The sequence below is a fragment of the Limnobacter alexandrii genome, from assembly GCF_005871185.1.
In the GTDB taxonomy this organism is placed as follows: domain Bacteria; phylum Pseudomonadota; class Gammaproteobacteria; order Burkholderiales; family Burkholderiaceae_B; genus Limnobacter; species Limnobacter alexandrii.
The window spans coordinates 13,125-26,169 of sequence record NZ_SWKN01000008.1 but is presented as its reverse complement, the minus strand read 5'-3'; the positions used below and the strand labels follow the sequence as shown (position 1 = coordinate 26,169).

The following is a 13,045-nucleotide window of genomic DNA, read 5'->3' as shown; positions in this document are numbered from 1 at the left end:
GACCGTCTCCGGGCAGTTGCCTGCGTCTTAAAACTCGCCAAATTCATCATCAGCTTTTGCAACTGCATTTGAGGAATTGCCCTTGTGCGCAGGTCGCGTGGACTTGCCTTGCTTATTCAGGCGACTCATTTGCTGGCTGTTCGTTTTGAAGAAGGCAACCAGGTTTTGCAATTGCGCTGCGTGGTCATTCATTTCCTCAGCAGTGGCTGCCAATTCTTCACTGGCACTGGCGTTTTGCTGGGTAATCTGGCTGAGTTGAGTCATCGACAGGCTGATTTGCTGACCTGCGGATTTCTGCTCATCGCTGGCCGCAGTAATTTCCTGAACCAAATCGCTGGTGCGTTTGATGTCCGGCACAATTTTGTTCAGCAAAGTACCTGCTTTCTCGGCAACATCCACGCTCGACTCGGCCAACTTCCCAATTTCCTGGGCCGCTTCCTGACTGCGCTCGGCCAGCTTGCGTACTTCAGTGGCCACCACGGCAAAACCTTTGCCATGCTCGCCTGCACGGGCCGCTTCAATGGCCGCGTTCAAGGCCAACAAGTTGGTTTGGTAGGCAATGTCGTCAATAATCATGACCTTGTCGGCAATGCTGCGCATGGCTTCAACGGTACTTGCAACGGCTTTGCCACCTTCTTCTGCATCACGCGCGGCCTTGGTCGAAATATCGGAAGTAACACGCGAGTTGTCCGAGTTCTGGGTAATCGATGAACTGATTTGCTCAATCGATGCAGTGGTTTCTTCAACACTGGCGGCCTGCTCGCTGGTTGCATTGGACAAGTTGCCGGAAGTGGCACTGACCTGCTCGCTTGCGGTGGCTAGGCTGTCGCAGCTGGCGCGTACTTCGGTAACTACACCAGCCAGGCGTTCAGTCATTTTCTTCATGTCGTGAAGCAAGCTGGTGGTGTCGCCTTTGGCCAGTTGAATGTCCACTGTCATGTCACCCTCGGCGATGCGTTTGACCAAATCACCTGCATAGGAAGGCTCTCCGCCGATTTGTCGCATCACACTGCGGGTAATCAAAAAGCCCAATGACACACCTGCCGCAAAGGCAAACAACACAAACACAGTCAGAGTCCATTTTGAAGACTCATAAAGGCTGTCAATGAATCCCACAGTCTTCAGCGCATTTTCTTCCTTGTTCTCGGTGAGCAGATCAAACAACTCATCGGTTTCTTTCGCATGCTGACCCTGTAATTTCCAGGTTGCCATAAATTCTGCAGGCAGCGTCAAGAAAGGTTCTTTTTCAGCGGCGTCGGCCAAGGCACGGGTGGCGCTCAACCAGTTCTTGTGCTTCTCGCGAACCTGCTTGATCAGCTCACGCCCCTCTGGCGAGATGAAAAGCGGGTCTGCCTTTTCAATCACTTCTTCCAGTTTTGTAAAACGCCCTTCCAGGCCAGCACGGGCTTTCTTGCGCGCTTCTTCATCTTTTGCAATCAGGATGGTTCGCCAGTCACGCGCAGCGGCAGCGCGGTGAATTCCTGCGTCCTTGATGTAGGAAAGTCCCATCAACTCGCGGTCGTAAATCGCACGCGATGCGTCATTGATCTGGCTCATGTTGTACAAACCAAGACCGCCCACAGCGGCAGTAAGAATCGAGGTGACCACGAATGCGGTCAGGAGTAATTTTTTCAGCGTCAATTTCATTTGAGTTCCCACAAATAGAAGTGTTCTTGCAATGGCTTTTGCGTCACAAATCGCCCAGATGAAAGGGTCGGTTGTGCGTCATGAAGGCAACCGTTGGTCAACTGCGTGATCCGGGAACCGAAGAGATACCGTGTGATCTGGCCAAGAGAGAATTGAACCACCCCAATGGGCTAGCTCAATGCCATGAAAGAATTGTCGGCAGGAACGGACGAAAAATGGTGTCTGAAAAAGGGGGATCCCCCTACTTGCGGGGGAGCACAAACAAAAAAAAACCCGCCCAAAGGCGGGTTTATCTACAGCGAAGATTTGTTACAAAGAGCGGGCGATAATTTCCTTCATGATCTCGCTGGAACCCCCGTAAATACGCTGCACACGGGCATCCGCATACATTTGCGCAATCGGGTATTCCATCATGTAACCATAACCGCCGAAGAACTGCAGGCATTCATCAATGACCTTGCACTCCAGCTCGCTCAAATGCAGTTTGGCAATGGATGCCGTGGCTGCATCCAGCTTGCCCGCCACCAGCTTTTCAATGGAGCTGTCAATGAATGCGCGGGCCACCACTGCTTGCGATTTCAGTTCAGCCATTTTGAATCGGGTGTTCTGGAACTCAAAAATGGTTTTGCCAAAAGCCTTGCGCTCTTTGGTGTATTCCAGGGTAATTTCAATGGCCATTTCAATGGCGGCCATGGCACCCACGCCCAGCATCAGGCGTTCGTATGGCAGCTCTACCATCAGCTGCATAAAGCCCATGCCCTCGGCGCCCAATACGTTTTGGGTTGGAATGCGCACATTGTCAAAGAACAACTCGCAAGTGTCTTGCCCTTTTTGGCCAAGCTTCTCAAGAATGCGTCCCACCTTGAAGCCTTCCGCTTTCTTGGTCTCAAGCAACAACAGGGTGGTGCCCTTGGCGCCGGCGTTGGGGTCTGTTTTCACCACCAGGATAATCACATCGGCCAGGTAACCATTGGAGATGAAAATCTTGGAACCGTTGACTACGTAGTGGTTGCCGTCTTTCACGGCAGTGGTGCGAATACCCTGCAAGTCTGAACCTGCACCGGGCTCACTCATGGCGATTGCACCAATCATCTCGCCGCTGGCCATTTTGGGCAGAAAGTACTTTTTCTGATCTTCAGTGCCGTGGTTCAAAATGTACTGCGCTGCAATCGCATGCACATGCACACCGAAGGAACGGTCGCCGCTGTACGCCAGTTCTTCAAACAACACAGCCATGTGCGTGAAGTCGCCGCCCGCACCGCCGTATTCTTCGGGAATGTCCGCAGACAACAAGCCCATTTCACCAGCCTTGGTCCACAGTTCACGGTCTACGTGCTGCTGCTCGGCCCACTTGTGTTGGTTGGGTTTGATCTCGGTTTCAACGAAACGGCGAATGTTCGTGCGGTACAGTTCTAGGTCTGAATTCATCCAGCTGGGCTTGGGGTATCTCATTTGTCTCTTCACACTCTCAAAGTTATAGGTCAACCGACCGGTTGCAGTGAAATGATTATAGGTCAGGTGACCGATTTGTCAATATTCGGTGCACTATCTGAGTTAAAGTAACGCCCATGAGCACACACGCCACCACTGACAAAGGTCAAATTCGATCGCAGGAAATATTGCGCACCGCACAAGCCATACTGGCCAGCGAAGGCTATGCCGGCTTGAGCATGCGCGGTGTGGCCACGCAGCTGGGTATCTCCTTGAGCACTGTGCAGCATTACTACACCAACAAAGAAGCGCTGGTGGAAGCCTTGCTGAGTTATGTGATGGACAATTACCAAGCTGCAGTAGCCCAAGTGATGAACGCGATGAGCGACAAAAGCCAGCTTGAGCGATTCAAAACCATTATTGATTTGATTTTGATTGAAATTCGCAGGCCCGAGACCTTCGGTGTGTTGGCCGAAATTTATGCCCTGTCAAACCGCTTGCCGTTTGCAGCGCGTTTGGTCGAGGCGGTGTACGCCCGGGAACGAAAAGAGATTTTTAAATTGATTTATGGCCTGGAGCCGAAGATCAGCAAGGCGGAATGCAAGCTGCGGGCTGCAATGATTGTGGTTCAAATCCATGGGCTGGTTTCACAGCTGGCCCAGGACAACGACCCAAGCCTTAGCCGCAAACAACTGGAACAAGCTGCAAAACAAAGCTTTTTGATGCTGGCCACCAAAGCCTAAGGCTTCTCGCCAAAAAACCTCAAGCGTAAACGTTCAGGCGAGTACCCAAATTGCCGCTGGTGGCCAAAGGTGGTGGCTGGGGAATCGACTGAATGAGCTGCGCCACCGACGACTCGGCAATGTCCATGGTTTTCTTGAACACCGCAATTTGACCCTGTTGAATCGATTGCGCTTGCTGCATTTGTACCGTGGCATTCACCATGGCTGCGGGGGAAACATCCATTGTTTTTCTCCGTATCTGTAACTCAGATAACGGCAGTCCATTCAGAAACTTGAGTGATTTATCGAACCAGCCGGTCAGCGCCCTTGCTTGGCGCGGTCCAGTATTTGAACCACCAGTTCACTGCGTATTTGCTCACCCCGCTCCACGTTCTGGGCATGCAGCAGCACATTTTCCTCAATCAGTTTCGCCATGGAGCTGAGCAGCACATAAATGAGATCTTCGGCCTTGAACATGGCCGCATTTTGGAGAATGTTCAACGCCCCCAGGCAGCAAGAATGGCGCAAGGCCATTTCGTCCACAGCCAGGTCCCCGTAATCCAGCGGGTCCTCCTTGGCAACTTCATTGACCAACATCACAAGGGTGTTCAAATCAATTTCAACTTGATGCGTTGTTGCCATGGTGTTTCTCCGTGGTGAGCACACCTTTGTTCTACCATAGCGCTGTACAAAAAACCAGCACAAAGTAGGCGAAGAGCAATTCAACTAATTACATCTATTTGCATTATTGCCACTTTTGAGTAATTATTAGGGCATACACCAAGAATGACAGGGATGAATGCCATGAAAACCGCCAAAGAATTACAAGCCAGCCCAATCGTGGGTGAAACCCACCAAGTACACAACGTGGCCAGTGAATTGCACAGCTACAACCTGTTTACAACCGATGCCGCACTGTTGGAAGGTGTGAAGCGAGAAGGTGGAGCCTGGGGCGTGAGCGAGATTGCTGCGTTTGGCGAAAAATGTGGCCAACCTGGCTACCTTGAGCTGGGTTTTCTGGCGAACAAATACACACCGGAGTTAGACACCCACGATCGCTTCGGCAACCGGGTTGATGCCGTGCGCTACCACGGCGCTTACCATGAGTTGATGAAATCGGCGCTGGAAGAAGGACTGCACAGCCAGCCGTGGACCCACCCGCGTGAGGGCGCGCATGTGGTGCGTGGTGCCAAGGCATTCATGCAAAGCCAGGTGGAGGCTGGCCATGGTTGCCCTGTCACCATGACTTTTGCATCGGTACCCAGCTTTCGCCTGCAACCCGAAGTGGCTGCAATTTTTGAATCGAAAATTTTGAACCGTGGCTATGACCCACGCAATCTGCCGATTGATGAAAAACAGTCCATCACCGTGGGCATGGGCATGACTGAAAAACAGGGTGGCTCGGATGTGCGAGCCAACAGCACCCTGGCCACACCGGTGAATCAGCCGGGCGCTGGGCAACTGTATTCGCTGGTGGGCCACAAATGGTTTTTGTCAGCCCCCATGTGCGATGTGTTTTTGATTCTTGCGCAAACGGCCGCAGGCGTGTCGTGCTTTGCCGTGCCACGCTGGCTGCCCGATGGCACCAAAAACGCTTTGAATGTGATTCGTCTGAAAGACAAAATGGGCAACAAATCCAATGCATCCAGCGAAGTGGAATTTCGCGGTGCACAGGGTTGGTTGATTGGCGATGAAGGGCGTGGCGTGCCCACGATCATTGAAATGGTCAGCCTGACCCGTTTTGATTGCATGGGCGCATCGGCGGGCTTGATGCGCGCTGGCCTGGCCAATGCCATTCACCACTGCAAACAGCGTGCCGCGTTTGGTGCCAAGTTGATCGACCAACCCCTGATGCAAAACGTGTTGGCCGATTTGCAACTGGAGTACGAAGGTGCCATGGCCTTTTCAATGCGAATGGCGCGCGCACTGGACATGAAAGACAGCGATGAACACGAAGCCCAACTGGCCCGGCTGGCCACTGCGGTGGGCAAGTACTGGATTTGCAAACGCGCACCCCAGCACAGCTATGAAATTATGGAATGCATTGGCGGCAACGGCGTGATGGAAAATTCGATTTACCCGCGCCTGTTCCGTGAAAGCGTCATCAACCCGATTTGGGAAGGCAGCGGCAATGTGCAGTGCCTTGATGTACTTCGTGCCATTGGCAAAACACCCGCGGTGCTGATGGCCTTCAATGCGGAATTGAACAAGGCGCGTGGTGGCAATTCAATTCTGGATCAATACCTGGACGGACTGAACAAACAATTCATGCAACTGAACCCGGCTGACCTGCATGGCTTGCAGTACAGCGCGCGCACCATGGTGGATCAAATGGCCCTGGCCTTTGAAGCATCCTTGTTGGTACGCCATGCACCGGCTGCGGTTAGCGAAGCTTTCTGTGCAAGCCGCCTGGCAGCGCAGGGCCATCACAATTATGGCGCCTTGCCCAAAGGCATGAATGTGAAAGCAATTATTGAGCGGGCCGACCCGGGCGTGGTGAAAACTTAAGCTTCAAGCTTTGGTGGATTGAACACGCTATTCAGCAACGCCCAAAGCAATGAAGTTGCCTGAGTTTTCAACAATCCATTGCCTCGGTTCAGAAAAACCCCGCGCTTTCACCGACAAAAGGTGTGCCATGTCGTGAAAGGGCTTTCGCATGCGGGGTGTGGGCCAATACAATCGCCCGGCCAATGCGGGTTGCTGGCTTAACACCGCTTCAATCGCGGGTATGCAGTCATTCCAAATCAAGGCATTGGACCACAGCCCCAAGGCCCATTCAATGCTCTCCTGCTCGGCCAGCACTGAGCTGAATGCTTCACAGGGTGCACTGTACAAATGCAGCACTTCGCCGTTCTCCATACACACCGCTGCCATGCAGTAGCGCCCCTGCCCCGCTCCCGACGCATCCACCAACACATGCCTGCTGGTGTTAAACACCGCCGCATGCCGATTTTCCGGGGCAACGCGAAATACCATAAACACTAAACCCAATAAAAAAGCCAAACGCCCAATCAATGTGAGGGTGTTTACCCTGAGGGTAACAACCCACAATTGCCGCTAAAATTCCCGAATCCAAAATCGATTCAGCCACACCATGAACGCCGTGCCCCAAACCCAACCCGGAAAATTGTTCCAGCTTGTTTTTGCAATCATCATGGGATTTCTCATGGTGGGTATTGTTACTTTTGTCACCACCGCCAGCAATTTCGGCTTCAGTCATAATTTTCTGACCACTTGGGGGAAAACATACCTGATCGGCTACGTGGCTGCGGTACCGGCGATCTACATGCTAGCGCCGATTGCACGTCGCATCACAGCTCAACTGCTGAACTAGCGCACTGACCCAACATTCCCCCTTTTCTCCGGTTTTCAGTGCGGCTACCCTGCGGTTATCCTTTTGCTTGAATTGTTTCAACCCCAAAGGCCACAGGAGCCCCTCGTGACGGAATTCAAACGCAGCCAGGAAATGCACCAGTACTATCGCGACAGTCTGGTGAAAACCTATTTCTTTGATGAGTTTGGAAAAATACCGAAAGAAACATTGATTTCCCTGATCGACACCAATGCCTGCGACCCTGTGTTGTGTGCTGAAACCCTTCACACCGTGCAATCGGGTTTGCCAGCGGCGAAAGACCTGGCACTGAAACAAATGGTCATGCTGATTGCGCAATCGCATTTGTCCATGGACAAGCATCGCAACGGCATTCAAACACCCATGCCCGCCGCGTACAAAAAAGGCATTCGCGATGGATTGATGCGTGTACTGCAAAAAGTACCCAGCGTGAAGTACCTGATCAACGCCATTCAGATTTTGTATCGCATTGGCGAAATTGATGAAGCCATGGCCTTGGTGCGCAAAAACGAAAAGGTGGTCGACACTTCGCCGCACCTGCAACAAATTGTGGCCATGGTTTATGCCATGGAAGAACGTTACGAAGAAGCACTACCCTACCTGTTGAAGCTGGTAGATTCAGGCGCACATCAAAGCAATTCGCTGATCAAACTTCTCAGCATGGCCTGCATGTACAAACTGGGTGCCCTGCCGGATGAACCCGTTGATTTTGCAAGCCTGGCCACGCCGCCTGTGCACACCGAAGCGGCATTCCCTTATGCATGGCTTATCGAACCAGCAAAAACACAGCGCACCAAACCCACTGTTCTGATTGCCTGCGACGACAAATACTTCTATGAACATGCACTGGCCCTGGTTTACTCGGTGCTTGAACACAACCAGGCCGATTTGCTGGTTCATTTTCACCTGTACACACCCAACGCCAGCGTTGTGCAGGGCGTGCACGATTTGGCTGCAAAGTATCCGCAACTTGAAATTACAGCCACCCAAGAAACAATCGATTTGAAGTCGCCCACCAAGGTGGTGGAGTTTGCAACCCGTCGTTTTGCAGCCAGCAAGGCCCTGCTCGCGCATTTAAACGCACCCATCATTCTGATTGATGCCGATGCCCTGTGGCGCAAGCCCTGGGCTTCCACCCTGGGCGAATTGGCCAACAACAATGATGTAATTGTTTGCCAACCCAAGGCAGCACCGTTTTGGGAACAGGTTGCAGCTGGCTTGGTGTATCTGAACAACACGCCCGCCGCACAGCGTTACATTTCCCAGGTGGTGGCTTTCATTGACGACAATTTGCACAAGGGCAAATCACTTTGGTTTCTCGATCAAATTGCTTTGTCGGCATGTCACCATGAAGCGTACAAACACAATTGGGGAATTCGGTTTGGCAGCACGGCCCCCGATCGATTGATGGATGTGAATCACGGCGAACTCGCGCTGACCTGGGTGGTCACCAACCAGAAGCATGCCGCTGGTGCATATGCGGATTACAAACGCGAATTGCAACAGCGCCACGGGCAGCTGCCCTACTCCAACCCCAACGATGCTTTCTGGGCCATTAGTCAGCAAAAAAAGCCAGTTCAATTCGTGCAAGTGGGTGCGATGGACGGCGTCAGCTACGATCCCATTCACCCCTTCATTCGCAACTTTGGCTGGCACGGCGTGTTGGTTGAGCCCCTGCCCGACATGCTGGAACGCACACGCAACAACTACCAGGGCTGCACCGGGCTGGCATTCGAAAACGTGGCCATTACAGAGCAGGTGGAAACCAGGCCGCTGTATCGCATTGCGCCCGAGGTCATTGTGAAACACAAACTGCCCGACTGGCTCAAAGGCATGTCCACCTTCAGCGACACCAAGCTGAAGAATTATCAGCAATATGTCACCATTGAAAACGTGCAATGCATGCCCTTGATGGCCTTGATTGAACGCAACCACCTAAGCCAGATCGATGTATTCCAGATCGACACCGAAGGCTACGACTACACCGTATTCAAGCAACTCGATTTCTCGAAGTTCAAACCAAGCATCATCAACCTGGAAATTGTGAACCTGAGCGCCGCAGAACTACAGGCACTTGAGCAGGATTTGTTTGCACAGGGCTATGTGTTTTATCGCTATGAATTCGACATGATCGCCATGAACAAACGCTGGTTTCAAAACGCGACTTGAATGCGACTAAAAATTCGCTTTAGTCTGAGGCATCGTCACAGCATGCCTCAGCCACATGACCACCTCTGCGCATCCTCATCCCAGCCGGCTTCGGCCATTTGAACTGACCCAGGTGCGCACACCCTGGCCCATCAAACAGCTGCTGGGTGGGCAATTTGCCCCAAGCCAGCAACAGTACCTTGATTTGCACAAAGGTTTGTTTGAAGGTGACCCTGTGATGGACCAATACATTGAGGCGCGAATCAAAGCGTCGCCAGACCGCCCCGATTGGCGGGAATTTCACCAAGCCCTGCAGTTGAACAATCCACTGGCCTGTCAGGGCAGTGATGCACTTCAAACCTTGTTGCAGTTCACCTGCACCAACCCGGACTGGGCAGACTGGGCCTTGATCGAGGAAGGCGTGCAATTCATTCACAGCACCGGGCGCGCTGCCACCGATGTGCTGCGCGACATGGCCTTGATGGGCGGCTACTTGATGGTGGCTTTCAACAAAACCCTGATACTGACCGGCGAACTGGAAAAAGGCGCAGCCCCCCGGCTGGCCAGCACAGCGCAATGGTGGCTGAAAGTGGTCAACCCCCACGCCAACCATGCAGGGGGCCCGGGTGCCATGTCCACGCTGCGCGTTCGATGGATGCATGCACTGGTGCGCAGGCAGTTGCAGCACAGTTCGCAATGGGATGCCACACAATGGGGGCTTCCGATTAACCAGGTGGACATGGCCGCCACTTACCTGGGCTTCAGTGCCGTCATGTTGCTGGGTCTTCGCAAAATGGGCATTGTGGTCACACCTCGCAATTCAAAAGCAGTCATGCAACTGTGGAAGTTGATCGGCTGGCAAATGGGCGTGAAAGAAGAATGGCTGGTTGACACCGAGGCACAGGCGCTCATTCAGTTGCGGCGGTTTTTGTTCACCCACTCCCCACCCGATGAATCTACCCACCGCCTGGCCACCGCACTGGCAGGTGAGCCGCTTAGCCGAGGCTACAACAATTTTCAAAACCTGCGCAGGGCTTATGCCCATCAAAAACACTTGAGTTCATCGTGGTATTTGCTGGGCCCGCGCATGTTCCGCAAATTGCGGCTACGCGCTCCCTTTGGTCCCTTCATTGCCTTATTGGCTGTGCCCGCAAGGGCTGCCCTGCATGTGTTGGGCCGATGCACGCCAGGCCTGGCCAAATGGCATGTTCGCCAAGGCCGTAAATCACAAGAAATTGCGGTGGCCGAACTTCAACAAAGGCAAGTTCAACAGGCCGTGCCACCCGTTTCCGTCAATGCGAGTTGAATACGAACAAAAAGTCGTATTAAACTGAACGACCGTTTGAATTAAAAAACAGGGGCATTATGGGAAGCTGGTCGAATAAAACCGTATTCATCACCGGCGGCAGCCGTGGCATTGGGCGGGAAATCATTTTGCGATTGGCGCGCGAAGGCGCCAATATTACGATTGCAGCCAAATCAGACACACCCAACCCCAAGCTGCCCGGCACCATTCACTCAGTTGCGCAGGAAGTGATTGAAGCTGGTGGTAAAGCACTGCCAGTGGCCACCGATGTGCGCGACGAGGAACAAACCAAACGTGCAATTCAAGCCACGGTGCAGCAGTTTGGTGGCATTGATTTGCTGGTGAACAACGCCGGGTTTTTGGGCATTACCCAACTTGGCATTACCGAGACCAAAAAATTCGACCTGATGCACGCGCTGAACACCCGTGCACCTTTAATTACCATGCGCGAATGCCTGCCCTACCTGCAAGCCAGCAAGGGCAGCGTGCTGAATTTGTGCCCACCATTAAACCTGGACGAAGGCTGGCTGGGTGCATTTATCCCCTACACCAGCACCAAGTATTCCATGACCTTGCTCAGCATGGGTTTTCAGCAGGAAGTGAAAGCCAAAGGCATTGCGGTTAAAACCCTGTGGCCTGCCACCTTGATTGCCACTGCGGCAGTGGGCATGTTCAGCGGCGAAGAAGGTTTGAATGTGTCGCGCAAGCCCGAGGTAATGGCCGACGCTGCATATGAATTGATCAATCAGCGCGATCGCTTTGCTGCCAAGGTCAGCTGGCTGGATGAAGAAGTACTGCGCGAAACCGGGGTATCGGATTTCACGCAATACGCCAACAACCCGGCGCGTGCGGATGAAATTCAACGAGACTTTTACATCGGCAAGTTCTAAAGCCCATGCGCAAAATTCCGCAGCAGCAACGTTCCAAGGAACTGGTTGCACGGCTGGTTGAGGCCACTGCCCAGTCCATTCGGGAACAAGGCATGGACAAGTTCACCACGCACCATGTGGCCGAACTGGCCGGGGTCAGTGTGGGCTCGTTGTATCAGTACTTCGATTCGCGAGAAGACCTTATCGAGGCTCTGCTCGATATGGTCACACTGAATCTTCGTGAAGGCTTGAACAAACTGGTGCTGGAGAAAACCACCGACCTTCGCGACATGGTGCAACGGTCGGTGCATTTCGGCATGTCATTTTTGCGTGCTGACGATGGCCTGGCTATTGAGCTGGTGCGCAACTGGTATCGCCTGCCCACCCAGAATGTGGTTCGGCTGTTGCAAGACACCCTGTTGGACTTCATGCGGATGTACTTGCTGAAGAACCCGCTGAGCAACAATCCTGAACGGCTTCAAATTCGAAGCTTCATCATTGCCAACGCAATTGTGTTCACCATGATCCGTGCCATCAGTGAACCCAGCCCTTTCATCACAGACGAGGAGCTGGAAATTGAATTGGTGGAAATGGTGGTCAGCTACCTGAATGCTTAGTTTGGATTCTTGTTTTCATCGTAAATAGTGCCACCAAACCGCAGGGCCGAATCGGCCCGTTTGGAATGGGCAAGTGGATAGAACATTTGATGAGCCCAGTGCTCCTGACCGTGAATACGGTCATCCATCAAACCAATGTGTTCAGGGTACTTGCGGGTAATGTGAGCTGTTCCAAAAATAACGTCCCACAAAAAAAGCATGTTGCCGAAGTTGCCGGTGTAGTTTCCAATGCCATCTTTGTTGGTGAGCGCATGGTGAGCCCAGTGTGTGGCGGGTGTTGAAATGGTGCGCTCTACCACCCACATCACCGGGTGCAAGGCCTTGATTTTGTAAAGTGGTTCGTCCCAACGCCAGGAACAATGTGCCCCCAGAATGATGGTCAGCTTCAAGGTTAGGTAACTGGCATACACCCAGCCGCCAAAACCCAAGAACAAGAGGGCACCGGCAATCCACAAGCCAGGCATCATCAGGTAATAAAAAAAGTTGTTGCGAAAGGTCATGCGCACACTCATATACTGCGCAGAGTGGTGGGCGCGGTGCAAAGGCCACAACAACGGCGAATGCGAAGCCCTGTGCCACAGGTACTGCGTTAAATCATCCCCCAACAACAACACGCCAAACATGGCCCACCAGGGCCAGTCAGCCCAAATGCCCTGCCACTGCACAAACCAGGCCTCGCCTATGTTTTGTGTGATCAAAATAACCAAGGGTTGGGTCACCGCCACCAGGCTGATGAACATGAACAACTCCAGCTTGGTGTCGTTCGCCGTGGCATTCACCGTGGTTTGGTAACGGCGCGTGGTGAATTCCATCAAGGCAAAGCCTGCAATTGCAATCAAAATCAGTACGTTTTGAAATTCCGAAATTTGCATGATCGGCCTCGGGAATTAATCGATGTATTCAATGTAATGCTTGTCGACTTCATTCGTCCAATGCATAATTAATTCACTTTC

General features: G+C 52.7%; 13 protein-coding genes. 7 read left to right on the top strand and 6 right to left on the bottom strand.

The window, feature by feature from the left end; all coding sequences use genetic code 11:
- Window positions 1-27 precede the first annotated feature (27 nt).
- Both FCS97_RS09765 and FCS97_RS09760 read right to left on the bottom strand, forming a co-directional pair.
- A complete protein-coding gene (locus FCS97_RS09765; RefSeq protein WP_138518261.1) occupies window positions 28-1,647 on the bottom strand; it encodes a methyl-accepting chemotaxis protein in 1,620 nt (539 codons plus the stop codon).
- 309 nt (window positions 1,648-1,956) lie between these two features.
- A complete protein-coding gene (locus tag FCS97_RS09760; protein ID WP_246066240.1) occupies window positions 1,957-3,099 on the bottom strand; it encodes an acyl-CoA dehydrogenase family protein in 1,143 nt (380 codons plus the stop codon).
- A gap of 116 nt (window positions 3,100-3,215) precedes the next feature.
- On the opposite strand from FCS97_RS09760, the gene FCS97_RS09755 reads away from it, so the two are divergent.
- Window positions 3,216-3,821, top strand: coding sequence for a TetR/AcrR family transcriptional regulator (locus FCS97_RS09755; protein ID WP_138518260.1), 606 nt, complete (start codon window positions 3,216-3,218; stop codon window positions 3,819-3,821).
- A gap of 19 nt (window positions 3,822-3,840) precedes the next feature.
- Here the strand turns inward: FCS97_RS09755 and FCS97_RS09750 are convergent, their stop codons facing one another.
- Complete coding sequence (locus FCS97_RS09750) at window positions 3,841-4,044, bottom strand: YjfB family protein (RefSeq protein ID WP_138518259.1); 204 nt, start codon at window positions 4,042-4,044, stop codon at window positions 3,841-3,843.
- 74 nt (window positions 4,045-4,118) lie between these two features.
- A complete protein-coding gene (locus FCS97_RS09745) occupies window positions 4,119-4,442 on the bottom strand; it encodes a hypothetical protein (protein ID WP_138518258.1) in 324 nt (107 codons plus the stop codon).
- A 162-nt stretch (window positions 4,443-4,604) separates the two neighbouring features.
- Here FCS97_RS09745 and FCS97_RS09740 point away from each other — a divergent pair, with 162 nt between their 5' ends.
- Window positions 4,605-6,308, top strand: a complete 1,704-nt coding sequence (locus tag FCS97_RS09740) for an acyl-CoA dehydrogenase family protein (RefSeq protein ID WP_342776963.1) — start codon at window positions 4,605-4,607, stop codon at window positions 6,306-6,308.
- 27 nt (window positions 6,309-6,335) lie between these two features.
- Here FCS97_RS09740 and FCS97_RS09735 read toward each other — a convergent pair whose 3' ends face one another.
- A complete protein-coding gene (locus FCS97_RS09735) occupies window positions 6,336-6,776 on the bottom strand; it encodes a hypothetical protein (protein ID WP_138518256.1) in 441 nt (146 codons plus the stop codon).
- A gap of 118 nt (window positions 6,777-6,894) precedes the next feature.
- Between FCS97_RS09735 and FCS97_RS09730 the strand changes: the two genes are divergently transcribed.
- The 5 genes from FCS97_RS09730 (at window position 6,895) to FCS97_RS09710 (ending at window position 12,092) form a co-directional block, all read left to right on the top strand.
- A complete protein-coding gene (locus FCS97_RS09730) occupies window positions 6,895-7,134 on the top strand; it encodes a DUF2798 domain-containing protein (protein WP_138518255.1) in 240 nt (79 codons plus the stop codon).
- Between the two features lie 105 nt (window positions 7,135-7,239).
- The gene (locus tag FCS97_RS09725; RefSeq protein ID WP_138518254.1) at window positions 7,240-9,321 is read left to right on the top strand and encodes an FkbM family methyltransferase; all 2,082 of its coding nucleotides are present in this window, start codon (window positions 7,240-7,242) and stop codon (window positions 9,319-9,321) included.
- A gap of 55 nt (window positions 9,322-9,376) precedes the next feature.
- Entirely contained in the window at window positions 9,377-10,606 is a 1,230-nt protein-coding gene (locus FCS97_RS09720) for an oxygenase MpaB family protein (RefSeq protein ID WP_138518253.1), read from the top strand.
- Window positions 10,607-10,665: 59 nt separating this feature from the next.
- Window positions 10,666-11,496 carry an SDR family oxidoreductase gene (locus FCS97_RS09715; RefSeq protein WP_138518252.1) on the top strand — a complete coding sequence of 277 codons (831 nt, stop codon included), beginning with the start codon at window positions 10,666-10,668 and terminating at the stop codon, window positions 11,494-11,496.
- A 5-nt stretch (window positions 11,497-11,501) separates the two neighbouring features.
- On the top strand, window positions 11,502-12,092 hold the full coding sequence (locus tag FCS97_RS09710; RefSeq protein ID WP_138518251.1) for a TetR/AcrR family transcriptional regulator: 591 nt from the start codon (window positions 11,502-11,504) through the stop codon (window positions 12,090-12,092).
- On the opposite strand, the gene FCS97_RS09705 is transcribed toward FCS97_RS09710, so the two are convergent.
- A complete protein-coding gene (locus FCS97_RS09705; protein WP_138518250.1) occupies window positions 12,089-12,964 on the bottom strand; it encodes a sterol desaturase family protein in 876 nt (291 codons plus the stop codon). The two genes, FCS97_RS09710 and FCS97_RS09705, sit on opposite strands and share 4 nt — an antisense overlap.
- Window positions 12,965-13,045: the final 81 nt, after the last annotated feature.

What these genes read in the sequence shown, in the direction of transcription:
- FCS97_RS09765 (WP_138518261.1), bottom strand. Translation starts at nt 1,647, where the DNA reads ATGAAATTGACGCTGAAAAAATTACTCCTGACCGCATTCGTGGTCACC.
- FCS97_RS09760 (WP_246066240.1), bottom strand. Translation starts at nt 3,099, where the DNA reads ATGAGATACCCCAAGCCCAGCTGGATGAATTCAGACCTAGAACTGTAC.
- FCS97_RS09755 (WP_138518260.1), top strand. Translation starts at nt 3,216, where the DNA reads ATGAGCACACACGCCACCACTGACAAAGGTCAAATTCGATCGCAGGAA.
- FCS97_RS09750 (WP_138518259.1), bottom strand. Translation starts at nt 4,044, where the DNA reads ATGGATGTTTCCCCCGCAGCCATGGTGAATGCCACGGTACAAATGCAG.
- FCS97_RS09745 (WP_138518258.1), bottom strand. Translation starts at nt 4,442, where the DNA reads ATGGCAACAACGCATCAAGTTGAAATTGATTTGAACACCCTTGTGATG.
- FCS97_RS09740 (WP_342776963.1), top strand. Translation starts at nt 4,605, where the DNA reads ATGAAAACCGCCAAAGAATTACAAGCCAGCCCAATCGTGGGTGAAACC.
- FCS97_RS09735 (WP_138518256.1), bottom strand. Translation starts at nt 6,776, where the DNA reads ATGGTATTTCGCGTTGCCCCGGAAAATCGGCATGCGGCGGTGTTTAAC.
- FCS97_RS09730 (WP_138518255.1), top strand. Translation starts at nt 6,895, where the DNA reads ATGAACGCCGTGCCCCAAACCCAACCCGGAAAATTGTTCCAGCTTGTT.
- FCS97_RS09720 (WP_138518253.1), top strand. Translation starts at nt 9,377, where the DNA reads ATGACCACCTCTGCGCATCCTCATCCCAGCCGGCTTCGGCCATTTGAA.
- FCS97_RS09715 (WP_138518252.1), top strand. Translation starts at nt 10,666, where the DNA reads ATGGGAAGCTGGTCGAATAAAACCGTATTCATCACCGGCGGCAGCCGT.
- FCS97_RS09710 (WP_138518251.1), top strand. Translation starts at nt 11,502, where the DNA reads ATGCGCAAAATTCCGCAGCAGCAACGTTCCAAGGAACTGGTTGCACGG.
- FCS97_RS09705 (WP_138518250.1), bottom strand. Translation starts at nt 12,964, where the DNA reads ATGCAAATTTCGGAATTTCAAAACGTACTGATTTTGATTGCAATTGCA.